Genomic DNA, 25,878 nt, shown 5'->3' with positions numbered 1-25,878 from the left:
CTGAATTTACTACCTATGGACAAACTATTCTTTGACAGTTGGGAAAGTATTCTCCGGACGCTCATTATAGGCGTACTGGCTTACCTGGTGCTCGTGATCCAGTTACGGGTTTCAGGCAAGAGAACACTTTCCAAAATGAACTCCTTTGACTTTATCATCACGGTAGCCTTTGGCTCCACGCTGGCAACTATTCTGCTGAACAAAGATGTCGCACTCCTGGATGGGATAGTGGCCTTTGGTCTGCTGATCTTACTGCAGTTTGTGATCACCTGGGGCTCTGTGCGGTCTAAAAAGCTAAACCGCATGGTAAAAGCTACGCCTGTGCTGCTTTTCTACCAGGGCACTTTTTTGTGGGAGACTATGAAAGCCGAGCGCATAACAAAAGAGCCGAGCGCATAACAAAAGAAGAGATACTGGCCGCTATGCGCAACCAAGGCATAAGCTCGGTAGAAGATGTAGGTGCCGTTATCCTGGAGACCGAAGGCAGCATCAGCGTAATCCGTGACCTGCAAAGCAAAGAAAGCTCGGTGCTGCAAAATGTGGATAAGCCGGAGAGGTGAAGCAGATAAAGGGGATGGATCTTTGCAGGAGCCCTGTTTCCAGCAGAAGTATGGTCCTTGATTTTGTAGCCATACTTGCCGTGTACGAAGAATAGGAAATATTGTATATTAGGACGTAGTTATTTGGCTTATCTGTCGTTTTTGACAGATAAGCCAAATAGACTTCCGTTTAGCAACTAGTTGTGGTAAATAAAAGTTATGATGAGAAGTTTTTATTTCCTATGCTTTATCTGGGTTTTCCTTGGCTGCAACTCAGTAGGAGAAGAAACGCCTGATGAAGAGTGGGAGGAGAAAACTGAGCTGTACAGGCGGCACACTGCAAATGAGGAATATAATAAAGCACTGCCCATTGCAATAGAGCTGGTTCAGATTGCAGAGAAAAAATTTCCTCAAAGCTTTAGTCTTGCTGACGCTTATAATAGGCTTGGGCTTGTCTATTTAAACACAAAGCAATACAGAGAGGCAGAGAGTTACCTAAAGAAGTCATTAGCTTTAGCTAAAAAGCTAAATTCACCAAGTGCCGCCATTCATCAGAACCTTGCTCTTGTCTATCAGGAAACAAACAGGGAAAGTTTAGCCCTCGATTCCATAAAAGAGGCTCTAAGGAGCTATACAGCAGAACCAGAAGTAGACAGTAGTTCTATGTATCAGGCAAAAGTAATCCTTGTAGAACTGCTAACCACGCAGCAAGATTACGAGCAGGCAACAGAGCAGTTAAAAGAGATTGCGGAGTATGGCTTATCCTCTGGCGATTCTTCCTTAATCATGACAGCAACATCTGCCTATGTGTGGCTAAACCTACACCTCGGTCAGTATGAAACAGCTATTCAGGGTGCAGAAAAGCTGTTAAGCTATTATAAGCGAAACAATGACAAGCAAAGGTATACAAACGCTCTTAGTTCTATAGGAGGGGCTTACTTTGGAAAGCAAGATTATGAAAAGGCAATAGAATATTTCAAGAAGTCCGCAGAGTATAAGCTGACCTACTTCAATGATTCTGCATACATAGCAGTACAACTTAAAAATATAGCATTGGCGCATGAAAAGAATAACGATTCAACAACTGCTCAATACTACTATAAACTGTACAACAGATTGAGAAGATAACTTACCACAACCACACCTTTACCGTAGCTACGCCACGGCAAAGCCAAATACGTTGGACAAAATATATAATATGAAATCTCTCTTACTGTTCTTGTCAGTAACTTTACTTTTCCAAGGCTTTAGCACTCAAAAGCTGGAGTCATCATTCAACAGCCTAAAAAGTGCTGATACTAAAGAAAACCAGGTTCTTTACTTCAACCTATTTCCAAGCGACTTTGGGACGTTCAAAAGGACATTTGATTATGTAGGTGATAAACCAGGGCCGCTGTATGAAAAATCGCCTGACTATATTTCTAGATTTTACGCACTTGACAAAATATCAAAGAAAGAGATACTCAAGAAGGCAATAAACATAGGCATAAACGGAGAATGGGAAGCCGACGCAGTTAGTCAACTTCAGCACAACTTGGAGCCTCTTGTTTTGGAGAACGTGGACTTGACTTACCAAATTTTAAAGGTAAGGCAACCAAAGGAGATAGAATCATTTTTCTATTTCCTATTCAGCGGGCCACATCCACAACATTCTATTCCGACTCAGCTGCATAAGTTAAAAGGACTAGACAAGAGCTTTTACAACCATATTTTAAGTGGCCATGAAAAAGCATTGAAGGATAGTGAACATTAAAAATGCTTTGCCGAACATTTTATAAACATCATGCTACGGCCAACGGCCTTGCACGCTGTTAATACGGGTCCGTTATACCTACAACCAACACCTATGTGGCACATCACCAAAATCGCTCTCCTCCTATGCCTGTTATCATGCAAGGCATATGCACAGCAGCGTTGCGATATAAGGAACCTGGCCTTTGAAGGTGCCGGAATTCGGGGGATTGCCTATGCTGGTGTTCTGGATGAGCTAGAGAAACACAAGGTACTAGCGAACATACAAAAGGTAGGGGGTACCTCTGCCGGGGCAATCACGGCCATGATGGTGTCGCTGGGGTATACTTCCGAAGAGATAGGCAATCTGATCTCCTCCACACAGTTCAGGAAGTTTAACGACGGCCGCTTTATGTTTGTGGGTGGCTTTGCGCGGATGAACAAGTACTTCGGCTGGTACCGCGGAGACCGGTTCACGGACTGGACAGCCAAGATCATTGCAGAGAAAACAGGCAACCCCGACATCACCTTTCAGGAGCTCAGCGCCAGCGGGTACAAAGACCTGTACATTACGGCGACATCTTTAAATCAACAGAAGCTGGTAGTCTTCTCAAAAGAGACGTACCCACACATGAAAGTAAAGGATGCTGTCAGGGCTTCCATCTCCATCCCTTTATACTTCAGGGCTGTGCTGATAGACAGTGCCGGTACGGTTTACAAAAAGCCGGACAAAAGCAAAAACCTCGATGTAGTAGTGGATGGAGGTATCATCGGAAACTTCCCGATCATGATGTTTGATAGCATTGCAATAGATGCAGCTAACAAGACGCACAGGGTGCCGAATCCCCAGACCATAGGCGTGAGAATAGATTCGGATCTGCAGATCCGGAACGATGCCTCTTCCAGAGAGTTGGTGCCGCTGGAGATACATAATTTTCGTGATTACATGTCGGCACTATACGTGATTGTAATCGAAAACCTGAACCGCAATGAACTGACCGATGCAGATTGGGCAAGAACGATCTCTGTTTCTTCGGTAGGAATCACTCCCAGGGTACGGAAGATGTCGAAGGAGGAAAAGGAGAACTTAATGCAGAGCGGCAGGGAATACACGGCAAAGTTCCTCTCTGCAAGCTGTAGTGAGCCTGGCTTCAACAAATAACGCAAGCTCTCTTTTAGCCCTCTTATCCCGCAAGGTATAATAGAGGGATATTTCCAGTTTCTCAGTAGCCTGTCTCAAAGTTGCTCCATACTTTACTTCAACTTCCTTACTGTGCGAGAGCTGCATTACATTTCGCGTATGATTTTCAGTAACAGCGTATTAAAATGAACCAAATCAACTTGTATTGTCGTAACTTATTCTAAGTTAGATGCAATTATTTGTTACTTAACCAAAGTATGAAACGCATTCTATCTAGAACCGAAAAGCAAAGAAAATATGAGAAAGCTTCTACTTCCTATCATTGCAATGATGTTTCTGCTGGCTTGCAATAGTCCCGAAAAAACATCAGATCAAACTTCAACAGGTAATCAGGCGCCTGACACCCAGGCGGCAGTGGACACGGCAAAGGCCAGGCAGGATCTGAACGCATTGGCTGACGAACTGCATAGCTTATTCAAGAAGAAGGACATTGCCTTTGTCGACAAGCATATGGCTAAGGATGGCATTTACCTGGGTACTGACCCGAATGAAATATTAACGTTTGACGAGTTAAGAGATTACGAGCAAAAGCTGTTCAACGATTCTGCTACAACTATTCCGGATTATAAAATTTCAAAACGGGAGATAATGATCAACGGACCATCCGCCATAATTATTGATCAATACCTTTTCCCTGATCTTAGCGAGAAGATGATGCTCCGGAACATCAGCCACGCACGGCATGAGAACGGCAAGTGGGTGATCGACATGTTCTCCTGGAATTTCATTCCAAAAAACGATGACATCGAGAAAATAAACAAGGCACTGTAGCTATACATTTGGTAAAACTGCCGCTCTTATTTTGTCGCAAATGCCCCCAAGGTTGTCGCCTTCTACACCCCCTAAATTCATGGGTATCTGGTAATTTGCAGTAACCAAATAACCATACACGCATGAAAGCAAAACAAAAGATCACAACAAACCTCTGGTTTAACAGGCAAGCCGAGGAAGCGGTAGCATTTTATACTTCCATCTTCAAAGATTCGGAAGTTTTACGCAGGACCCGCTATACCAAAGAAGGACAGGAGTTCCATAAGATGCCGGAAGGCGCCGTCATGACCATCGAATTCCGGATAGAAGGGCAGAAGTTCGTGGCGCTGAATGGAGGGCCGGAGTTCAGGTTTACAGAGGCGGTTTCGTTTATTATCGATTGCGACAGCCAGGAAGAAATAGATTACTACTGGGAAAAGCTTTCGGCCGGCGGCGATGAAGAAGCGCAGCAGTGCGGTTGGCTGAAGGACAGGTTCGGCGTATCGTGGCAGGTGGTTCCTTCGGCCCTGACCGATATGCTACAGAGCGATGATACAGCAAAGGCGCAGCGGGTGCTTAAAGCACTGTTTCAGATGAAAAAGATCGATATCAAAACCCTGCAGCAGGCATACGAAGGAGTTGCGCTGCATCAGGTATAAATTGACCAATCACTTTTGAAAGGGCTCCAAAGAAAAAGCCGCCTGCTATACGTACAGCAGGCGGCTTTTATACTTTAGGAGGCGATACTTAGCGTTTCTTGGCCAGTAACGGGAAGCGCATTTTATAGTCTGCGTCTACCTCGCCTTTCGAGATCTTGGTAAGCTTGTTCTTGATCAGGCGCTTTTTCAGTCCGGACAGGTGGTCGGTGAACAGGATGCCTTCAATGTGGTCGTACTCGTGCTGGATCACACGGGCCGTCATGCCGTCGTAGGTATCAGTGTGCTCGTTCCAGTCTTCGTCGAAGTAGCGGATCACGATGCGCTCCGGGCGGTATACTACTTCGCGCACGCCCGGTATGCTCAGGCAGCCTTCTTCAAAGCCCCACTCATCGCCGTCTTCTTCGATTATCTCCGGGTTAATGAAGGCTTTCTTCACGCCTTTGCCCTCGTCCTCGTCGTCCATCATCGGCTCTGAATCGATCACGAACAGGCGGATGCTCTTGCTGATCTGCGGAGCGGCCAGCCCTACGCCGTGCGCGTGGTACATGGTCGTGAACATGTCTTCAATAAGCTCTTTCAGCTCCGGAAAATCCTTCGGGATATCCTGTGCCGGCTCCTTCAGAACCGGATCTCCGTAGGCAGTAATTGGATAAATCATATGCTTCTGCTTTCTAAATACGATTGTAAAATAATGGCCGCACTTACGCGGTCTACGGTGCCTTTGTCCTGGCGGTCTTTCTTTTTAAGTCCGCCGGCCAGCATGGCCTGTTGCGCCATTTTGGAGGTAAAGCGCTCGTCTACGGTGTGCACCGGCATATCCGGAAATTCCTTTTGCAGCTTACGCACAAACCCGATTACGTGTGGCGTGGCGTCGGATGCCTCCCCTGAAAGCCTGCGTGGCATGCCCACTACAAAAGCGTCTACCGGCTCGCGCTGCACATAACTTTTCAGGAAAGACAACACATCTTTGGCATGAACGGTTTCCAGCGGATTGGCAATCATCTGCAGCGTATCCGTTGCGGCAATACCTACCCGTTTGTTCCCGTAATCGATTGCAATAATTCTTCCCATTGGCCTGATGCTTGCCTGTGTTCCCTGTAAAAGAAACAGGCATTTAATACTACTGCAAAGGTAGCGGATTTATTTAAATTAAGCTGACTGCAACAGAGCCTGCTGAGGGTGTATAGCATTTAATTTAGATTATACTTGGCAATAGAACGAATAGAGCCTGCCTGCCTGTTTAGTAAGTGAGTATGGAGCCCCGCAGAAAGCCTCTCACAGGTGCAGGCAACGTATAAAAAGTATAAATTTTTGAGAAGAGGTTATACGAAACAAGCCACTTCCCTTTATCTTTAACCGTATTTATAAAGTGATGAGCGAAGAAGTAAACCACACACCACAAGGGGAAGAGAATAAGCCCCAGGACCAGAAACAGGGAAATTCGCTGTTTCAGGTAAGGCTGCCGCTGTTTATTGCCATGGCACTGACCGTAGGCGTACTGATCGGGGCCAATACATTTTCGCCATCCACCACCAACCCGCAAAGCACCGCCAAAGGTTATCTTAAGTTCCGCGACATCCTCAGCTACATCGACCGCGACTACGTGGATACAGTTAACATAGAAGAGCTATCGGACTACGCCATCACCAAAATGCTCGAGAAGCTGGACCCGCATACTTCTTACATTCCGGCCGATGAACTGGCCATGGCCCGCTCGTACCTCGAAGGCGATTTTGAAGGCATTGGGGTGGAGTTCAATATTTTTAACGATACGATCTATGTGATCACGCCGCTGAGCGGAGGTCCTTCGGAGGCAGCAGGCATACAGGCAGGCGATAAAATACTGAAGGTAGACGGCGAAAATGTTGCCGGTATCAAGATCACGAACGAAGGCGTGTTCAAGCGCCTTCGTGGCCCCAAAGGCACCAAAGTTAACCTGACCATTCAGCGCACAGGCACTAAAAAGCCGCTCAACTTTGCCATTCAGCGCAGCAAGATCCCAACTGTGTCCGTGGATGTGCATTACATGGTCAACCACAACACCGGTTACATCAAAGTGAGCCGTTTTGCGGCCGATACCTTCGAAGAGTTTCACCAGGCGCTGATGGACCTGAAGAAGAAAGGCATGCACCAGCTGATACTGGATCTGCGCGGCAACCCCGGCGGTTACATGGACCACGCCACCCGCATGGCCGATGAATTTATAGCCGGCGATAAGCTTATTGTGTACACCGACGGCAAAGGCAACAAGTATGATTCCAAAACATTTGCCCGCACCCGTGGCGAGTTCGAGAATGGATCGGTGATCGTGCTGGTGGACGAGGGCAGTGCGTCAGCCTCCGAGATTGTGGCAGGCGCCCTGCAGGACAACGACCGTGCCCTGATCGTGGGCCGCCGCTCTTTTGGAAAAGGGCTGGTGCAAATGCCTATTCCGCTGAACGATGGCTCTGAGCTGCGTCTTACCATCTCCCGCTACTATACCCCAAGCGGCCGCTCCATCCAGAAGCCCTACGTAGCCGGTACCGAAGAATACCAGCAGGACATGCTCAAACGGCTCGAGCGGGGCGAGTACTTCCACCCGGACAGCAGCTTGTTTGTAGACTCGCTGAAGTATAAAACCAGCCGTGGCCGCATCGTATATGGCGGTGGCGGCATCATGCCCGATGTGTTCGTAGCCCGCGATACCACTGAGCTTTCCGAATACCTGAGCCAGCTCTACAGCAAGAACGTAATCCGGGAGTACGCCCTGAACTACTACCGCGACCACCGCAAGGAACTGGAAAAAATGTCGTTTGAGCGCTACAACAAGTCTTTCGACGTGACAGACAAGATGCTGAAAGACGTGGTGAAGCTGGCAACAGCAGCAGGCGTAACGCACAACGAAGAGCAGTTCCAGCGTTCCCGCAATCTGCTTCGCAATAACCTGAAAGCCTTTATCGCCCGCAGTGCGTACGGCAACAATGGTTTCTTCCCGGTGCTGCACGAGTCAGACGAGGAGTTCCAGGCAGCCCTGAAGCAGTTTAACAAAGCGCAGAAGCTGGCAAAAGGCGGGGTGTAAGCAAGTATCTTATTTTCTTGTAACTTTATACTGCTCTGTTCGGGGCAGTATCTAACATAAGTATAAGTATAAACTTCAGGAAATGGCATATTACCATAGATTAGGCAATATCCCCCAGAAAAGGCACACGCAGTACAGGCAACCGGACGGCAGCCTGTATGCAGAGCAGCTGGTTGGTACCCTTGGTTTTAGCGGCGTATCGTCGTTGCTGTATCACATCAATCCGCCAACGCGCATCAGCCGCATCGGGGAGCCTGTGCCCTATGCACCCAAAATTGCAGAAGGCGTAAAGCTGGCACCGCACCACCTGCGCACGCTGGATGTGAAAACTTCCGGTACCGATTACCTGAACGCCCGCAAAACGATGATGCTCAACAGCGATGTGACCATCAGCATCTGCAACCCATCTGAGCACCAGATGAATTACTACTACAAAAATGCGCAGGCAGATGAGGTGGTGTTTGTGCACGAAGGCAGCGGGGTGCTGCTGTCGCAGATGGGCCGCCTGGAGTTCCGCGAAGGCGATTACATCGTGATTCCGCGCACCATCATCCACCAGTTTAAATTTAACGACGGCCCGGTCCGTTTGCTGATCACCGAATCGTTCAGCCCGATCGAGACGCCGCGCCGCTACCGCAACCACTTCGGCCAGCTGCTGGAGCATGCGCCGTTCTGCGAGCGCGACATCCGTGCGCCACACGAGCTGATTGAGTACCAGGAAGGCGGCGAGCACCTGGTGCAGATCAAAAAAGACGGCATGCTGCACCAGTATTATTACCAGTTCAGCCCGTTTGATGTGGTAGGCTGGGATGGCTACTTTTATCCGTACGCCTTTTCTATCTATGATTTTGAGCCGATAACAGGCCGCATCCACCAGCCACCTCCGGTGCACCAGACCTTCGAAGGGCATAACTTCGTGATCTGCTCGTTTGTGCCGCGCCTGTTCGATTACCACCCGCTGGCTATTCCGGCACCGTACAACCACTCCAACGTAGATTCGGATGAGGTGCTCTACTATGTAGCCGGTGATTTTATGTCGCGCAAAGGCGTGGACCGCGCTTCCTTTACCGTTCACCCGGGCGGCATTCCGCACGGGCCGCACCCGGGTACCGTGGAGGCAAGTATAGGCAAGGCCGAAACGCACGAGTATGCCGTGATGATCGACACCTTTAAGCCGCTGTACCTGACAGAAGACGCGCTGGGGTATATGGACAAGAATTACCCGATGAGCTGGAACGAGAACAAGCCGGACACCCCGCGCTCGGCAGATATGTTTGATTAAGCAGCCTTATTATCATACCTTTGCAGCTCAAAATGCTGACTGGCAAGGAGGGACCCACAGGTTTCCCTCCTTGTTTAGTTTTAAGAACATCCTTTATACTATACCCTTATTTATGAAAAGTATACTTTTTTCATTGCTGGCCCTGGTGGCTTTCGTTAGCATCTCCTGCGAAAAGATCGACGACCTGCTCACGTTCTACATCGACGAGGAGGAAATGATCAAGATAGATTCTGCCTTTCCGGTAGGTATGTTAGTTCCCCTGACACCGGTAAATGTCACGACCAATTCGGAGGAGACGTTCAAAAACAACAAGACCCGTGCGGAACTGGTAAAAGATGTCAGCCTCAACAAGCTCACGCTCACCATCACCGACCCTGCCGGCGAGAACTTTAATTTTCTGCGTAAGGTCGAGATCTACCTGAGCAACGATAAAGGCGAGGAAACCAGAATCGCGTACCTCGACGAAATACCACAGAACGTGAACACCATCACCCTCAAGTCAACAAACGCAAAGCTGGACAACTACATCAAAGGCGAGAGCTACTCAGTCAGAACAAAAGCCACCATTGGCAAACCGCTTTCCAACGATATATCAATTAAGGCGGCCATGCGTTTTAAAGTAACAGCGGACCCTATTTAATATATGGATACTTTACCGATGAGAGTTTCAGACAAGAACAAGCTGGAGAAGATCATTATAGTTGGTGACCGCGTGCTGATCAAGCCTAAATCATCGCGGGAGCAGACCAAGAGCGGCCTTTACCTGCCACCGGGCGTGCAGGAAAAAGAAAAAGTACAGGAAGGCTACATTATGAAAGTGGGCCCCGGTTACCCGATTCCTGCCGACTATGGCTTTGACGAAGAGCCGTGGGAGCAGGGCGAGGAAGAGGCCGTGCGCTACATTCCGCTTCAGGCAAAAGAAGGCGACCTGGCCATTTACCTGCAGCGCGACGCCATCGAGATCAATTACCTTGGCGAAAAATACTTCATTGTGCCGCAATCGGCAGTGCTGATGCTGGTGCGAGAGGAAGACCTTTAAAATTTATCTGATTTCGAGTTAAACTTGTGTTAAAAAGCCTCCTGCCATAGTTTATGCGGGAGGCTTTTTCTATTTTTGCAGCTGGTAAGGTTGCGATTTTTAAAGCTTCCGGGAAGTGTCTGTCACCTGCTGAAAATTTTTTGTTATACCCAAGCAACCATACTATTGCCTTCACCATCTTTCAACTACAAGCTGCAGCTGCTACTATTCCCATTACCGCTACCAAACTATGAAGAAATCATTACTTACCTCCGTTTACATGTTTTTGTGCCTGCTGTGTTGTTGCTCTTTTGTCAGCAGCAGCGTTCGTGCACAGTCGCAGCCACAACAAAAAGCGCCGGCTGCCCCAAAGCAGTTGGAAGCGCTGCGCATTACTGAACCGCCTAAAGTAGATGGTGTACTGGATGAGGCGATCTGGCAACAGGCGCAGGTGGCTACCAACTTCATTCAGAACAGGCCCAATCCGGGCCCCCCCGAAGTGCACCCAACAGAGGTTCGCATCCTATACGATGATGAAGCCATTTATGTAGGCGCCGTGATGCACGATGTGTCGCAGGATAGTATTTTCAGGCAGTTAGGGCAGCGCGACGATTTAGGTAATACCGATTTCTTCGGTGTTTTCCTGGATACCTACAACGACCAGCTGAATGGTTTCGGTTTTTTTACGACGCCTGCGGGTGTGCAGCTCGATGCGCGTTATTCATCTAACGGAGAAGACTGGAGCTGGAATGCCGTCTGGGAAAGCAACGCCACTATCCAGGGCACCAACTGGGTCGCCGAGTTCAGGATACCGTATTCAGCCATCCGCTTCAGCAGCAAGCCGGAGCAGTTGTGGGGCCTTAACTTTATGCGCAACCGCCAGTCTACCAAGCAAGGCTATTTCTGGAACCACGTTGATCCGGCCAAAGACGGTTTCGCCAACCAGTGGGGCAAGCTCAAAGGACTGAAGAACATAGAAGCTCCTTTGCGTTTGTCTTTCACGCCGTACATCTCGGCCTATGCTGAAAGTATACCCCAGATAAGCGAGAGCAGTGATAATGTTAACTACAGAAGCGACTACAACTTTGGTGGCGGCATGGATGTGAAGTATGGCATTAACGACGCCTTTACGCTGGACATGACGCTGATCCCGGACTTCAGCCAGGTGCAGTCTGATAACCAGGTGCTTAATTTGTCGCCGTTTGAAGTGCAGTACAACGAGAACCGGCCATTTTTTATGGAAGGTACCGAGCTGTTTAACAAAGGAGATTTCTTATACTCCCGCCGGATAGGAGGCCGGCCTGTAAACATGCTCACCGGCGATGACGAAGAGAAGCTTGGCATCAGGATCATCGATAACCCCATAGAAACCAAAATGCTGAACGGTACCAAAGTATCGGGGCGTACTGACTCAGGTCTGGGTGTTGGTGTGTTCAATGCGGTAGTGGGCCGCCAGTATGCAACCGTGGAAGACACTTTGGGCAACAGGTTCAAAATGCAGACGCAGCCACTCACCAACTATAACATCACCGTCTTTGATCAGTCGCTGAAGAACAACTCGTACATTACCTTGCTAAACAACAACGTAATGCGGCAGGGAAGCACCTACGATGCAAACCTCACAGCCATGTTGTTCAGGTTGGTAGATAAAACAAATACCTACGCCATAGAGGGCAAGGCAGCTTTAAGCCAGAAGTACGTAGCCGACAGCGCAGACCTTGGCCATACTTACCGTATCGGCCTTAGCAAAATGAGCGGGAACTTCCAGGTTTATGCTTCGCACACGCTTATCTCCGACACGTATGATCCGAACGACCTGGGCATTAACTTCGTTGATAACTCCATGGAGGAGAACCTGCAGTTCAACTACAACTTCTACCAGCCTTTCTGGAAGTTCCTGAACATGTATACCAGCCTGGGAGCTGTTTATGCCCGCCGTTATAAGCCTGATACCTTTCAGAACTTTGTGGTTTATGGACAGGTGAACGCTACAACCAAGAATTTCCTGAGCTTAGGGCTGAACTTCAATCTGGAGCCGGTTACAACGTATGATTTTTTTGAACCCCGCGTAGATGGATGGTACTATACTTTCCCGACGAACTATAGCGCCGGCGGCTATATCTCCTCTGATTACCGAAAAAAGTTTGCTCTTGACCTGAGAGGCAGTTACCGCTGGTTTGATGAGAACAGCCGTTCTAACTACAGTTATACTATTGCTCCGCGTTATCGGGTAAACGACAAGCTCATGTTTGTCTATAACTTTACCCGCGACCTGCGCCTGGATGATATGGGCTTTGCCAACCAGTTTAAGTTTGACGAGAATGGAGACAAAAAGGAGGAGCAGCTGGTTATATTTGGCCTGCGCGATGTAAACGCAACCTCTAGTTCGCTTACGTCAAGCTATAGTTTTAACAACCGGATGAGCTTGTCGCTGCGCGCGCGTCACTACTGGTCTAAGGCAGAGTATAACCAGTACTACCGCCTGGCTACCGATGGCCACCTGAGCCCGGATTCTTACCCGAACGGCTACAATGGAAAGTATAAAGACAAAAACCACAACATCAACTTCAATGTCTTTAACATTGATATGGTGTACTCGTGGTGGTTTGCGCCGGGCAGCGAGATCAGCATTGTCTGGAAGAACGCCATTCATGAAAGCAAAGATGTCGTGGTGCCGCGTTATCTGGATAACTTCTCCAACACCATTTCTTCGCCACAGAACAACAGCATTTCGGTAAAGCTGCTTTACTATATTGATTACCTGACGCTGAAGAAGCGATTTACAAAAGCTTAACTGACAAATCATTCAACCAAAAAGCCGGAGCAAGTATAGCTCCGGCTTTTGTGTTTATACTTGCCAAGTATAAGCTACAGCGGCTGCGTCAGGTCGAAGTCTGCCCGGAAACGGAGCTGGTTGTCGCGCTTAAGTATATAGCTGAAGGTTTTGCCATCGGGGCTGAAGGCGAGCGTCCACTCGTTGGTGGCAGCCATGGCAATGAGGGCGGCTGTTTCTGCATCTGCCGGAAAGCGCTGCTCCAGCTTATTGTCGGTTGCCAGTGCGGTGCCGCCATAGTTGGTTATTTTATCGGGGGTGCCGTCTTCATGCCGGTGGTCGTGTTTGAGCTGCAGGCCATCCTTTGTCTTCCGGATAACCCAGGTGCGGGATTTATCTTCTCCCACTGCAAACGGTATGCGGATGGTAGAGTCGGAGCAGGCCTGCACATGCATAACAAGCATTTTGCCGGCAAAGGGATTGGTGTCGTCGGTTGGGTAAACGGCTTTGCCGCTGAAGCTTTTGCCGCACAAGGCGTTCAGACTTAGGTAAAACGATTGCTGAGGCTTGCTGAGCGTATATTGCTGCTGGCTTGCCTGTGGCGTTCTGCTGCAGGAGGCAAGGCAGTATAACAGCCCGAATAATAACAGGAAGTTTCTCATGGAGTAAGTTATACTGCTGAAGATAGGCAGCTCAACCTGGATAAACAAAACAGGCCAGTCGGCGCTAAACTCTACCCGCAAAGCAAAGGCAACTGGAGCATGTTCTTATACCACTCTACAGTTACAGGAGTAGCCCTGTTTAAAGCTACCCAAGTAATTGTGTGTCTTTGCTATAATCAAGTATGGATGATCAGTCAGTTAACAGGAACTTGTGTTTTTTAAACCGGCTCTTGCCAGACAAGCTGATAAAGTAGATGCCCTTCGGTAAGTTCATGGTCTGTATAGACGTGGAGCCGGTAAATTTCGAAGTATAAAGTACGTTGCCCATGATGTCTGAAACAAAGATTTCGATTATACCCGGGGTGTTGGTACTGACGGTGATAGCCGCTCCTTTTTTCACCAGCGTAGGGTATACTTTAAGCAAGCCGGTTAGACTATCTTCTCCACCGGAAGTGGCTAGTGTTGTATTTACATTGAACACATCTGTCAGGCAACCGGCATCATCTGTTACCTGATATACAGTTGTACTGGACGGGCTTACGGTAATGCTGCGCGTCGTTTCACCGGTCGACCACCTGTAGGTACCTACCCAGGAGGCCGTAAGCTCTACGGTACCACCAGGTGCAGTTGTCAGATTGGTCGTGCGGTTTACATCCTGCATAATGGTAAACCTGTCGAACACGGTGCCATTCTGACGAATCATTTTGCCATCCAGCCGGTTGTCTTCCACCTCTAAGTATAGCATGCCTCCATCATTTACCGCAAAAGGCAAGGCATTGTGCGGATACCCTGACTGTACGGTGCCAATCGCGCCGGATGATCCTGCTACCACATACACGGTTCCGTGGTTCTTTGCTCCGGATGTAGTTACGTATGGGCAGGAGTTTGCACTGCCGTCATATTTGGCGCTGGAATTGCTTTTGGTGTGGGTCGCAATATTGAAAGAGGCTTCGTTGCCATAGTAGCCGTTTAACAGGTAGGAACGTTCATAGTTGTGGCTGTGGCCGGATACCACCAGATCCACTCCGTACCGATCCAGAATAGGAGCGAGGTTCTGTCGGATTTTTACCAACTCGCTTTCTGTATCTGAATTATGGGTACCCATGGTGTAAGGCGGACGATGAAAGTATGCAATTACCCATTTCTTGTTAGTTGCCTCTAAATCTTGCTTTAGCCATTTTGCCTGCACGCCCGTGGTATCATAAAGCCTGGTATTATCCGATAGCGCTACACCATAAGCGTCCAGGCTTATAAAGTGGATGTTCCCCCAATCAAAGGAATAATATGCTTCCGTACCGGAGGCGACGCCTCCGGATTCGCCTGCAGTAGGCATTGTAAAGATACCGAAATAGGGTGCCGTCGTACCTGATGATGGACTCCCCTGGTACTCGTGATTGCCTGGTGCAGGAAATGCGATGTGATTTTTTAAAAGGCTCTGGCCATAAAAATTGAAGTACTTTTTCTGATAATCATCATCCGTACCATTGGGTTCGGCTAAATCACCGGTTAAGAGTAGAAGTTCTGCTGGGTTACTTCCGGTATAATTCAGGTAAGCATTCAGTGTATTCGTTTGGATCGCAATGTCCTCCGGGTCAGTTCCGGTATCTCCAAAGAAAGCGACTTTAACCTTGGAGGTAGAGTTACCGGCAGGGGCTGTTTTAAAATAATTACTGCTGCCACTTTGTAACACCTGGGAGGAACTGCCAAACTGGTAATAGTATTTTGTGTTCGCTGCTAAGCCTGTAATTCTCACTTCATGCTCGGTCGTAACCGCTGGATTTGTAGCCGATAAAGTATAAGTACCTAAGGTAGTTCCTGCTTCTATTTTCGAATCAGTGGGTATATCGGTTCTCCAGCGCAGCGTTACTGCAGACTGGCTTCCCATCTGTAAATAAGGGCCACGTGTCAGCAGGGCTGCACTGGAACCGGTTTTACCCACCAATTCCAAGTCAAAAGCTATGTCGGAACTGGAAACGCTATACTGGTGAATCTCTACAGCCACTACGTTTGTGCCGCTGGTAAATGCAGTGACAGGTATAGTAAACGGAATAGGAGTCGCTCCGTCATCACCGCCGGAAGAGCCCGAAGCTAAGGTTCTGTAAGTGATGGTGCCGGTAGGCATATTGTTGCGGTATACTTCTGTGCCGTTTACATATACCACCACCCCATCATCTCGCTTTACGTTACCGGCATAAGAAGTAAAGATTGAAGCGTCAGCTATCGTGATGGCTTTTCTGAAGTAGGTGGTGATGTATTTATTGCTGGCATTTGGGCCATAGCTTACAACAGTTGTAGCATCCGGTATGCCATAACCAAGCTTTCCGTTGCCAGTTTTCCAGCCCGCATCATCAAAAGTAGTGGAACGCCAAGCTGTGCCCTGGTCGGTACCATTGTCCAAGTATTTCCAGGAGGACTGGTATGGGATTACGGTAACGGTAGAAGGAGTTCCCTGCTGTATAGTATAGCTCTGTCCACTGGTGTATCCTGTCTGTATGGCGTTACCTACCACATCGGCAATGCCGGTGCCGCTGCTCTTCAGGTCAAGGCGCAGGGTGCCGGTGCCTGTGATGGAGCCAACGGTTATATCGTACGACGTGCCGGTGGTACCTACAGCTGTTGCGCCAGTCACGGTTCCCTTCACGGTGCCTGAGATGGTAGTAGCCGTAAAGTCTGCCGCATCCACGCCTGTTACCTTTTCTGAGAAGGTAGCCCTGTAGATCACGGTGGTGGCCGTTGTGATTTCAGTTGTAGGGCTCTGCCGGTTGATGCTGCTAACGGTCGGAGGGGTTTGATCCAGCTGTGTGAAAGTGGCAGTGATGCTCTTGTTGCTGGTCATGGTCACAGACAGCGGGTTCGTGTTACCCGATGCATCTCCACTCCAACTAGAAAAGGTGTAGCCGGAAGCTGGCGTTGCTGTCAGTGTGACGGTGCTGCCGGATAGATACGTACTCTGATCAGGGCTCTTTGTAACCGTGCCGCTACCTGCTGTGTATATCTGAAGACTGTAGTTCACTGGCGCCGCGGTAATAGTCACATTTATAGCTGAAGATGTAGTTGCAGCTCCTGCTGCGTCTGTTGCTTTGGCGGTAAGGCTATAGGAGCCAGTACTTGTCGGAGCCCAGGAAACACTGTAAAGACTGGTGTTATCTTTGCCCAGGCTAACGCTATTGGCAAAGAACTCCACCTCTGTTAAAGCACCCTCAGGATCACTGGCCGTAGCTGTGATGTTGATGGTTTGGCTCAGAGTAAAGCTGGATCCGTTAGATGGGCTGCTTATACTTACAACTGGCGGTTTGTTGACTGGCGCAGTATTACCCACCAGTTCCAGATCAAAAGCTATATCGGAGCTGGAAACGTTATACTGGTGAATCTCTACAGCCACTACGTTTGTGCCGCTGGTAAATGCAGTGGCAGGAATGGTAAACGGGATAGGAGTTGCGCCGTCGTCACCGCCGGAAGAGCCCGAGGCTAAAGTTCTGTAAGTGATGGTGCCGGTAGGCATGTTGTTGCGGTATACTTCCGTGCCATTAACGTACACCACCACCCCGTCGTCTCTCTTCACACCAGCGGTAAAAGAAGAATAAGCCGATACGTCAGCAATTGTTATACTTTTCCTGAAGTAGGTGGTAATGTATTTCTTCTTAGCATTAGGTCCATAACTGACGATGGTGTTTACCCCACTCAGGCCGTAGCCGAAAAGTCCGTTGCCTGTCTTCCAGCTCGCATCATTAAACGTAGTGGCTCGCCAGGCCGTCCCCTGGTTGGAGCCGTTATCAAGGTATTTCCAGCTCGAGCCAAAAGGTACAAGCGTGGTTTGGGCACTGACCTGCCAGGCCAACAGCAATAAAAAAGGAAAAAGGAAAGTAGTTTTCGGCAAATTGAGGAAGCGTAAATTGCTCATTGTTGCAAAAAGGAATAGAGCACGGGCTAAAGAAAAGCAAAAGGCAGCAACGGGATCGCTGGAACGCGAACTTCTCACGCTAGAACGCTGATCTTATAGATGAGCAGTTACAGGTGAGCGACCAGAACATACTTTTTTTACGGCTGGGTTTATACCTACGTATTAAATTTTTGTACTGTATTGAGTGGTTTTTTGGTAGCTAAAGGATTTGTTTGTGTGAAGATATTGTGGTTGCTAGTCAATACTTCAGAAGGTGGGCGTTCGGGGAAGGGAAGAAGTTGCTGTTTAATGGTTTTGCAACTGCTTTAAGCTTGCGAAATAAAACCTTGTATTCTCGGAAAAAGGGACTAAAAATAGTTTTTTTGGAAAAATAGTATCAGAAATCTGAAGCCAAGTTTTCCTTATTGTACCACTTAGGGTAACTCTGAAAGTTGTATAATCAAAGAGCCCCGGTTGTTGCCGGGGCTCTTTAGGTTAGGTCTTAGTGTTGAAGTACCAGTTTTCGGGTGTGCAGCTCATCGCCGTGCCACAGCCGCAGGATGTATACGCCGGAAGCGTAAGAGGACAAGTCAATTTCCCCATCAAAGTTGCCGTTGTACTGCTCTATTTCATCTTTCAGGATCAGGTTGCCCAGCATATCAGTTACTTCAAAACTGAGTTTTTCCTGCCTGCTCGCTTCCAGCCTTACCCGGAACAAGCCACCACTTGGGTTTGGCGATACCAACTCCCCGTCGTAAGCAGGGTAGAAGAAGTTATACGTGTTCGACATGTCAGAAATACAGCCGTCTTTCAGTACCAACACGCTGTAGTTGCCCGCTTCGGCAGGGGTAAAGGTTTTACCGGTGGCGCCGTTAATCGGTCTGCCATTCAGGTACCACTGATTACCATCCGCTGCCGAAGAAACCAGGTCTTTGCCTACGCGCGATACAGCGGGCGTAGCGATTGGCGTGCCGCTTTGCACCTGCACGGCCACACGCTCGCTCTTGCAACCTAGGGCGCGCAGCTTCATGTCGTAGAAGTAATAGTAGTAGTCTTCAGGACCTACGCCGTTTGATGCGGTGGCAGTGTTGCCGGTAATGGCAAATACATTCGGTATCTCAAAAGGGTATCCTTTCACTCCTTCGTTGTTCCGGAAGATGGTGGCGCTGTCAGCATAGGAGATGGCAATGTTATAGTCGCCTGCCTCCGGAAGCTCCAGCCCCAGGTAGTATACCTGGCCCTGATCGTTCGGGTCGTTTGGCTGCACGCCCGGTGCAGGAGTTGTACGGGTAGCCGTTACGTTCAGTGTTCTGGAAGAAACAGGTGCGCCCTCCGAACTATAAACCGTGAACGTGATCTTGCCTTTGTGGCCAATGTACAGGCGGGCACTCTCGATCAGCATAGGTGCTTTGGCGGTAACAGTTACATCCGGTGTAAACTGGTTGTAGCCACCACCGCTTGCAAACGACTTGCTGCTCGGGCCGACGGTGCCTGTAAAGTCGTTGAGGCCAGCGTAGAGTGTTGTGCCCGCATTTTTGATCGGGGCTACGGTCTGGTTGCCGGCAGCCACCGGTGTCGAGGCGTCAGCAGAGGTATACCAGAAAATGCTGCCTTCGCCGCTGCCCGTCAGGGTATAGTTAGAGCCGGTGCCGCAGCGGAACGCAGCAGCCTGTGGTGCGGCTACGTTGCCGCTGATGGTAAGCGTACGGCTTACACGGTTGTTGCTCTCCACGGCATCATTTTGTAACCCTGATATGGCAATTACTTCGTAAATGGCGCCAGCTTCTGTGGCAAAGCTACCATCCAGCAGCAGGTCGCCTTCAGTAAACGGAGCGAGTTTGCCGGTATACGTACCGCTTAGCTGGGCTATTTCTGTACCGTTTCGGCGCACGCTGATGGTAACAGGGAACAGTGTCTGTGTAGATGAGCCATAGTTGCGGAGTCTTACCATTAAGCTTTGAGCCGGTGTAGCGCAAAGCGAGCCACCTAGTGGCGTTACACTGATAATACCAACATCTTTCTGTGGCTTGTTGATCTGGATCAGGTGCTCCTGCGTTTCGCCTCGGGTATAAGTACCGCAGGCGCTGATGTTGGTAGCACTGCTGGTTTCCTGCAGCACAATACGCAGGCGCACTTTTGTGCCAACCGCCAGAGAGGCTGGGGCAGTAATGGTACCGGTAAAAGTACCCGTGCCGTTCAGGGTTATACTTTCTCCAGCATCGGCAAAATCGCCGTCGCGGTTCCAATCGGCAAATGCTTTGGCTGCTTTGACAGAATTAGCGCCGCACGTGCCTGTCTCCAGCGTAAGGGTTTGCGATTGACCTGGCTCAAAGATGACCGGGGTGCCGGTTAGGTCGCGCAGGGTGGTGCAATCTTCTGCCTGAAGCGCTGGCGCATAGGAGCCTAATGTTATACTTGTAATGCGGGCACCTTCGTCGGAAGTGGCGGAGCTGGTGCAGTAAGCTTTCCCGCCCGCTCCGCTTACCAGCAGTGAGTAAGCCTGCGGACCTTTGCTAAGCGTACCCTTGTGGCCAACCGTGATCCGGTAGGTTTCGCCGGGTACCGCATTGGGTATGGTGATCTGTTCTACGTTGTCCAGGCGGTTATCGCCCCGGGTGGCAGCAGCGTTCGGGCTTGCCGGGTTAAGAACCCAGGGCATGTGCGTGGCAAAGCGGTTTGTAATGCGCAGGTCCAGGTCATTTACCAGGCGCGGGGTACGGTTGTTAAGGGCGTCTTTGTCTAAAGGCAAAGCCGCAGCCTCCGGATCAGTCCAGGAGATGGTAACTACCAGCGGGCCTGCTCCTGAAGCAACTACATCCAGCGTATAATTCTGCCCCTGTGCCAGTGCATTCTCCTGCATCAGGTGCGTTTTATCAGTATTGGAGATCACCCGTGCAGCTTTCTCGGCATTCAGCAGACCCCAGCCATAGATGTAGTCAGGGCCGGGAGCTGTGCCGGCCTCGTCGGCGGTATGGATGGCGAGCCCTTTAAGCGTTGCAGCGCGCATCAGGTTTCCGTTGTTCAGGTTGGCATAGTGCTCCTGCAGCAAAAGCAGTGTGCCGGAAACGTTTGGTGCAGCCATGGAGGTGCCGTTCAGCGTCTTGTAGGCGCGGTCGCTGTCGCTTGTGGAGGAGAGCACCGATACGCCATTACCCACTACGTCCGGCTTGATACGGCCATCATCAGTTGGCCCAAAGCTGCTGAAGATGGAAATAGCCACATCAGACGGTTGGTTGTAACCTCCCTCGATGGGCATCACACCGCCTACCGTCAAAATATTCTTGGCCGTGCCGTAGGTAGAGATCACATCGTACGCTTCGTTGCTGCTGATTTTGGATGGGCGGGCGTTTACCAGCTCAAAGCTGCCGTTCTTGTTACGTTTGTAGTATGGCTCGCCTACCTTCGGACCGGTCTCCGCGCGGTTGTTGCCCGCCGATTTCACGATCAGGTAGTAAGGCGCGTTATAAGCGATCTTGTCCCAGGTAGAGGCGGTGCCGTCATAATAGCCAAACTTGTAGTCTTCTGAGTCGCTGATCTCGCTATCACCCCACCACTCCCAGTACGGGTCTTCCTTGGTGCCTTTGCGGTCGGAGTTGTAGCGCCACCCGGCAATAGAACCATACGAGTGGTTGGATATGATCAGGTTCTGAGCAGCGGCAGCCATTTCGGAGCCATCGTTGTTGAAGTCGTAGGCCATCAGCTTTTTGGTGCCGAAGGCCATGCCTTTTGCGAGGGCATTTACGCCGCTGGCTATCATGGTGCCGGCTACGTGGGTGGCATGCTCGTTCACTTTAGAGGCATTGTCTTTCAGCTCCACGCGGCCCCTAAGCTCCTGGTGCGTTTCCCGGATGCGCCCGCCGTCCCAGATACCCATCTTCTCGGCAACTGAACTGCCGGAGCCACTCAGGTTCAGGCCCAGCGAGCCCCCCGCCCAGAGCTGGTCGGTTTTGGTGGTTGCAGCCGCGCGTGTGTTGTTATAGGTAATGTAGTAGATCGGTAAGCCTTTGGCGTCGAGTCCCTGCAGCGAGATGTGTGTGCCATCCTTGTAAGTTTTCTCTACAACCCAGTTATACTTTTTCGCTAAAGCAAGCGCCTGTGCCCGGTTGGCCTTATAGTCTTTCTCTGCTGCTGCGGAAATGCGCTCCAGCGCCACTGTATTGGTACGGATAGGGGTAGTGCCGCGCTGCGCGTAGCCCGTTGTAGTCGCTGCCATCGCAAAAGCAGCCAACCAAAGGCTTAATCCTCTCATAATATTTGCAAAAGGGTAGATGTATACTTAATAAAGTTAACTAAAAGTGTACTAATGGCAAAGTGGTTTCTGCTGACCTGCGGTAATTAAAAGTTTGAGCTCTTATTCAAGAGGATGACTTATGTTGCCGTTAAGCAGGGCAAGAGAAACGAAAACAAAAAAGCGCATCAGTTCGTGCTGATGCGCTTTCGAAATTTAACAATTGGTTTTGCTATTTCCTTAGGTACTGGGCAAATTCTTTAGCGAAGTAGGAAAGGATGATGTCGGCACCGGCACGTTTTATACTTGTCAGTGTTTCTAGCATGATTTTCTCACCGTCTATCCAGCCTTTTTGAGCAGCGGCTTTCACCATGGCGTACTCTCCGCTTACGTTATAGGCTGCAATTGGCAGGTGCGAGTTCTCGCGCAGTAGTTTGATCACGTCCAGGTACGATAGGGCAGGTTTCACCATCAGGTAATCGGCGCCTTCCAAGGTGTCCAGTTCGGCCTCAATCAAAGCTTCGCGGCTGTTGGCATAGTTCATCTGGTAGGTCTTTTTGTCACCGGCTTTCGGAGCAGAATCCAATGCGTCGCGGAACGGGCCGTAGAACGCGCTGGCATACTTGGCCGTGTACGACATGATGGCCACCTTATGGAAGCCGTTCTCATCCAATACCTTGCGAATATGGCCCACACGGCCGTCCATCATATCAGACGGAGCAACAATGTCAGCTCCGGCTTGTGCCTGCGTCAGGGCCATTTTGCCTAATACCTCCAAGGTCTCATCGTTGATGATCTCACCGTTGATCACAATACCATCGTGGCCATCGGAGCTGTACGGGTCCATGGCTACATCGGTAACCAGGGCTACATCCGGGAAGTTGCGCTTGATCTCGCGGATAAGCGTTGGGAACAGGCCTTCCGGGTTGTGGCTCTCGGTGGCATACTTGTCTTTCAGGCGCTCATTTATACTTGGGAAAGGAGCAAAGGCTTTCACGCCCGACTCCACGCAGGCTGCTACTTCTTCTAGAGCAGTATCGATGGAAAAACGGTTGATGCCCGGCATAGAGCTTACCTCTACACGTTGGTTCTGACCTTCAATAATGAAAAGCGGGTAAATAAAATCGTGGGTGCTCAGGCTTGTTTCCTGCACCATATTTCGGATCGCCTCAGTCTGGCGATTGCGTCTTGGTCTTCTGATCATAAGTATAAATCTTGTTACAGAAATTGTTCAAAATCAAGTTGCTGCAAAGGTACGGTGAAAGGGTGGGAAATAGGAATTAGTTTTAGGTTTTATTCTTCGATAAGCATTGGTTTGATTGATGTTTGCCATTGCTGGAGTTTATACTTGTGGCTGGCAAGCCTTTGCTTCGTAGCTTCTTGTTTTCCTCAGTCTTACTTGCCTATAGTTTCATAGCTACTTTTGGTGCGCTCACGGCCGCGGGGCCTCGTCCTCGGGTTAAGCGCTGGGAGCTTTTCCTTTGCTCCTGCGTCGCAATGCCTTGCAGGCACCGGAAAAACTCGCATAGGCGCCCAACACAAGGACTGGAAACGACACTGCTTAGCTTCTGGCTATGCAACTGGCACCAGTGTAGGGACAGGTCGCGACTTGTCCGCGCTTTACCAGCAGCTATGAAACTTATACTTGACGTATCTCAGTGGCAGAGATTCCCCTCTTGAGAGAGGCAGGGGTGTGTTTATTCTTCTGCCATGAAGCTTATACTTCGAAGTATAGCAAAAGCAAGTTGTTGGTGAGAACACACAATAGCGGCAAACGGGAACGCTTAAACTGACAGCATTGGGGCAGGGGGAAAGCTAACTCACTATCTAAAGTATAAAGTATAGCTTTTCCAATTACAGCATCCAGGTTATAAAACAAAAAAGGGTGAAGCTACTGCCTCACCCTTTTCCTGAAGTATAGCTTATACTTTCTTAAAAGTTCAGAATCACGTTTTCGATAATATCGCAGCACTCGTGCAGCTGTTCTTCGGTGATAACCAACGGCGGAGCGAAGCGGATAATGTCGCCGTGGGTTGGCTTGGCCAGCAGACCGGTTTCCATGAGCCTCACGCACACGTCCCAGGCAGTACGTCCGTCCGGGGTCGGGTTGATGACAATGGCATTCAGCAAGCCTCTGCCCCGAACCAGCGTTACCAGTTCCGGACGCTTGGCCTTCAGGCGCTCCATGCGCTCCCGGAAAACCTCGCCCAGCACGCGGGCGTTCTCCGTCAGGTTCTCTTCCCGGATCACCTCCAGGGCTGCAATGGCTACAGCGGCTGCCATCGGGTTGCCGCCAAACGTAGAGCCGTGCTCACCGGGCTTTATGCACAGCATGATGTCGTCGTTGGCCAGCACACAGGAAACCGGCAGTACACCGCCCGAAAGTGCCTTGCCAAGTATAAGGATGTCGGCTTTTACATCATCATAATACGAAGCCAGCAGCTTGCCGGTACGACCAATACCCGTCTGGATCTCATCGGCCATCAGCAGCACATTGTACTCTTTGCAAAGCGCGTGTGCCCTGGACAGGTATCCCTGGTCTGGGACCATTACGCCCGCCTCGCCCTGAATTGGCTCTACCAGGAAACCGCATACGTTCGGGTTCTCCTTCAGGGCCTGCTCCAGCGCGTTTATATCATTATAAGGAATGACCTTGTAGCCCGGCATGTAAGGGCCAAAGCCTTTGGTAGAATCCGGGTCGGTGGAGAAGGAGATGATGCCGGTGGTGCGGCCATGGAAGTTGTGCTCCACTACTATGATCTCAGCATTATGTGGCGCGATGCCTTTCTTTGTGTAGCCCCACTTGCGCGCCAGTTTGATCGCTGTTTCTACGGCCTCAGCGCCGGAGTTCATGAACAGAGACTTATCGTAGCCGAAGAGCTCGCAAATATACTTCTCTGCAATGCCCAGTTTGTCGTTGTAAAAAGCGCGGGAGGTAAGGGTCAGTTGCTGTGCCTGCTCTATCAGTGCTTCAATAATGCGCGGGTGGCAATGGCCCTGGTTCACGGCGCTGTAAGCCGACAGGAAATCGAAATAATGTTTGCCTTCTACATCCCACAGGTGCACGCCCTCGCCGCGGGTAAGCACTACCGGTAGCGGATGATAGTTGTGGGCGCCATACTGATGCTCGGTGTCGATTGCCTGCTGGCTGGAGGTAATGGATAGCATGCTCATAGTTTTATACGTTAAGCTGTTTCTGATTTAAGGCGAGAGCAGGACAGAAGTGGCCCGTGGCTCTGGCTATATTTTTACAGGAAAAACGGTTTATTGTTGTAAAAATAACGAAATCAGCCTGACTTAAAAATCTGCCGCTTGTTTAAGGGTTGCCTGCTCGTGCTTACGCCCGTCCGGCTCCTGCCTGGTGGCACCGAGCTATAATGGCTGTAAACCCCTGCGGGTCATATGTGGCATACGTGTCGGTCATGATGCCTAGCTCATTGTTTGCTGTGCGGAAACCGTATACTTCCCGCTGCCCTTCCAGTGTGGGTGCCTGCACGGTGTGTTGCTCCAGCAGCGTGAGCTGACCGGGAGAGATGGTTGTATCGAGCTCAGGGCAAAAAATGCGCTGGTGCTGGATCGTAAACGTGTTGACAAAGCCACGGTAGCGCATGGAGCTGATGGCTTCTCTGAAGGTTTGATAGACGGGCATAGGCGCTTCTTGTTTTAGGTGACAGAAATGGGTACAACCTGCCAGAAGTACACAGGGAATTAAATAAAATAATAACGAGGCAGGCGAAAGGTACAGAGCAAGGAGGCGTTCGATTTTTGGTAGAAGGCACTTATTTTCCGTTATTTGTACTTTAAAACATAGTATACGCATTGAGCCGACAGATAAAAGAAGGCGAAGATTATTACCTGAACGAGCAGGGGCTGATGGTTTTTACGGCAAAGTACCACCTGAAAAGGGGCTACTGCTGCCAGAACGGTTGCCGCCATTGCCCTTACGGCTTCAGGAAAAAGCAAAAGGAATATCAGGGCGGGGAAGAGCGCAACCAGTAGTTTAAAACAGCCTGCAGCGGCTATGCAGCGCGTTTTTCTAAAAATATTCTCTATAACTTTGACTTTCTGTATCTTTTTGCAGAGATTTGCACCCCATT

Annotated in this window: 21 protein-coding genes; 13 read left to right on the top strand and 8 right to left on the bottom strand. The window is 49.8% G+C overall.

Going from position 1 to position 25,878, the window contains the following annotated elements:
- The first annotated feature begins 15 nt into the window (after nucleotides 1–15).
- The 7 genes from MJ611_RS04520 to MJ611_RS04490 all read left to right on the top strand — a co-directional run bounded on the left by MJ611_RS04520 (nucleotide 16) and on the right by MJ611_RS04490 (nucleotide 4,880).
- Entirely contained in the window at nucleotides 16–399 is a 384-nt protein-coding gene (locus MJ611_RS04520) for a DUF421 domain-containing protein (RefSeq protein ID WP_250428319.1), read from the top strand.
- 23 nt (nucleotides 400–422) lie between these two features.
- Complete coding sequence (locus MJ611_RS04515) at nucleotides 423–560, top strand: DUF421 domain-containing protein (protein ID WP_250428318.1); 138 nt, start codon at nucleotides 423–425, stop codon at nucleotides 558–560.
- Between the two features lie 198 nt (nucleotides 561–758).
- Nucleotides 759–1,667 carry a tetratricopeptide repeat protein gene (locus tag MJ611_RS04510; RefSeq protein ID WP_250428317.1) on the top strand — a complete coding sequence of 303 codons (909 nt, stop codon included), beginning with the start codon at nucleotides 759–761 and terminating at the stop codon, nucleotides 1,665–1,667.
- A gap of 70 nt (nucleotides 1,668–1,737) precedes the next feature.
- A complete protein-coding gene (locus tag MJ611_RS04505; protein ID WP_250428316.1) occupies nucleotides 1,738–2,292 on the top strand; it encodes a hypothetical protein in 555 nt (184 codons plus the stop codon).
- A gap of 93 nt (nucleotides 2,293–2,385) precedes the next feature.
- Nucleotides 2,386–3,432 carry a patatin-like phospholipase family protein gene (locus MJ611_RS04500; RefSeq protein WP_250428315.1) on the top strand — a complete coding sequence of 349 codons (1,047 nt, stop codon included), beginning with the start codon at nucleotides 2,386–2,388 and terminating at the stop codon, nucleotides 3,430–3,432.
- Between the two features lie 276 nt (nucleotides 3,433–3,708).
- Nucleotides 3,709–4,242: a nuclear transport factor 2 family protein gene (locus MJ611_RS04495; protein WP_250428314.1), complete on the top strand. Its 534-nt coding sequence runs from the start codon at nucleotides 3,709–3,711 to the stop codon at nucleotides 4,240–4,242.
- Between the two features lie 122 nt (nucleotides 4,243–4,364).
- A complete protein-coding gene (locus tag MJ611_RS04490; protein WP_250428313.1) occupies nucleotides 4,365–4,880 on the top strand; it encodes a VOC family protein in 516 nt (171 codons plus the stop codon).
- A gap of 88 nt (nucleotides 4,881–4,968) precedes the next feature.
- Here the strand turns inward: MJ611_RS04490 and def are convergent, their stop codons facing one another.
- Together def and ruvX are read right to left on the bottom strand one after the other, a co-directional pair.
- Nucleotides 4,969–5,538 (bottom strand): peptide deformylase, encoded by a 570-nt coding sequence (def, locus tag MJ611_RS04485; RefSeq protein WP_250428312.1) that lies wholly within the window; start codon nucleotides 5,536–5,538, stop codon nucleotides 4,969–4,971.
- Complete coding sequence (gene ruvX, locus MJ611_RS04480) at nucleotides 5,535–5,951, bottom strand: Holliday junction resolvase RuvX (protein ID WP_250428311.1); 417 nt, start codon at nucleotides 5,949–5,951, stop codon at nucleotides 5,535–5,537. The genes def and ruvX overlap by 4 nt, the downstream gene beginning before the upstream one ends.
- Nucleotides 5,952–6,252: 301 nt before the next feature.
- Here ruvX and MJ611_RS04475 point away from each other — a divergent pair, with 301 nt between their 5' ends.
- From MJ611_RS04475 to MJ611_RS04455, 5 genes are all read left to right on the top strand, one after another.
- Nucleotides 6,253–7,938, top strand: coding sequence for a S41 family peptidase (locus MJ611_RS04475; protein ID WP_250428310.1), 1,686 nt, complete (start codon nucleotides 6,253–6,255; stop codon nucleotides 7,936–7,938).
- 82 nt (nucleotides 7,939–8,020) lie between these two features.
- Complete coding sequence (locus tag MJ611_RS04470; protein WP_250428309.1) at nucleotides 8,021–9,220, top strand: homogentisate 1,2-dioxygenase; 1,200 nt, start codon at nucleotides 8,021–8,023, stop codon at nucleotides 9,218–9,220.
- A gap of 112 nt (nucleotides 9,221–9,332) precedes the next feature.
- Complete coding sequence (locus MJ611_RS04465; protein WP_250428308.1) at nucleotides 9,333–9,860, top strand: hypothetical protein; 528 nt, start codon at nucleotides 9,333–9,335, stop codon at nucleotides 9,858–9,860.
- Between the two features lie 18 nt (nucleotides 9,861–9,878).
- Nucleotides 9,879–10,259: a co-chaperone GroES gene (locus tag MJ611_RS04460; RefSeq protein WP_250428307.1), complete on the top strand. Its 381-nt coding sequence runs from the start codon at nucleotides 9,879–9,881 to the stop codon at nucleotides 10,257–10,259.
- A gap of 229 nt (nucleotides 10,260–10,488) precedes the next feature.
- On the top strand, nucleotides 10,489–13,032 hold the full coding sequence (locus MJ611_RS04455; protein ID WP_250428306.1) for a DUF5916 domain-containing protein: 2,544 nt from the start codon (nucleotides 10,489–10,491) through the stop codon (nucleotides 13,030–13,032).
- Between the two features lie 74 nt (nucleotides 13,033–13,106).
- Here MJ611_RS04455 and MJ611_RS04450 read toward each other — a convergent pair whose 3' ends face one another.
- From MJ611_RS04450 to MJ611_RS04425, 6 genes are all read right to left on the bottom strand, one after another.
- On the bottom strand, nucleotides 13,107–13,673 hold the full coding sequence (locus MJ611_RS04450) for a hypothetical protein (protein WP_250428305.1): 567 nt from the start codon (nucleotides 13,671–13,673) through the stop codon (nucleotides 13,107–13,109).
- A 190-nt stretch (nucleotides 13,674–13,863) separates the two neighbouring features.
- A complete protein-coding gene (locus MJ611_RS04445) occupies nucleotides 13,864–17,574 on the bottom strand; it encodes an Ig-like domain-containing protein (RefSeq protein ID WP_250428304.1) in 3,711 nt (1,236 codons plus the stop codon).
- A gap of 481 nt (nucleotides 17,575–18,055) precedes the next feature.
- Nucleotides 18,056–21,802: a S8 family serine peptidase gene (locus MJ611_RS04440; RefSeq protein ID WP_250428303.1), complete on the bottom strand. Its 3,747-nt coding sequence runs from the start codon at nucleotides 21,800–21,802 to the stop codon at nucleotides 18,056–18,058.
- 211 nt (nucleotides 21,803–22,013) lie between these two features.
- Nucleotides 22,014–22,985, bottom strand: coding sequence for a porphobilinogen synthase (hemB, locus tag MJ611_RS04435; RefSeq protein WP_250428302.1), 972 nt, complete (start codon nucleotides 22,983–22,985; stop codon nucleotides 22,014–22,016).
- A gap of 728 nt (nucleotides 22,986–23,713) precedes the next feature.
- Nucleotides 23,714–24,955 carry an ornithine--oxo-acid transaminase gene (gene rocD, locus MJ611_RS04430; protein ID WP_317233132.1) on the bottom strand — a complete coding sequence of 414 codons (1,242 nt, stop codon included), beginning with the start codon at nucleotides 24,953–24,955 and terminating at the stop codon, nucleotides 23,714–23,716.
- 163 nt (nucleotides 24,956–25,118) lie between these two features.
- Nucleotides 25,119–25,430, bottom strand: coding sequence for a hypothetical protein (locus MJ611_RS04425; protein WP_250428301.1), 312 nt, complete (start codon nucleotides 25,428–25,430; stop codon nucleotides 25,119–25,121).
- Between the two features lie 158 nt (nucleotides 25,431–25,588).
- On the opposite strand from MJ611_RS04425, the gene MJ611_RS04420 reads away from it, so the two are divergent.
- Nucleotides 25,589–25,780 (top strand): DUF5522 domain-containing protein, encoded by a 192-nt coding sequence (locus MJ611_RS04420; RefSeq protein ID WP_250428772.1) that lies wholly within the window; start codon nucleotides 25,589–25,591, stop codon nucleotides 25,778–25,780.
- Nucleotides 25,781–25,878 lie beyond the last annotated feature (98 nt).

This window comes from Pontibacter ruber (assembly GCF_023630205.1).
GTDB lineage: Bacteria > Bacteroidota > Bacteroidia > Cytophagales > Hymenobacteraceae > Pontibacter > Pontibacter ruber.
The sequence above is the reverse complement of the archived record's forward strand: the minus strand, read 5'-3'. Positions and strand labels throughout refer to the sequence as shown.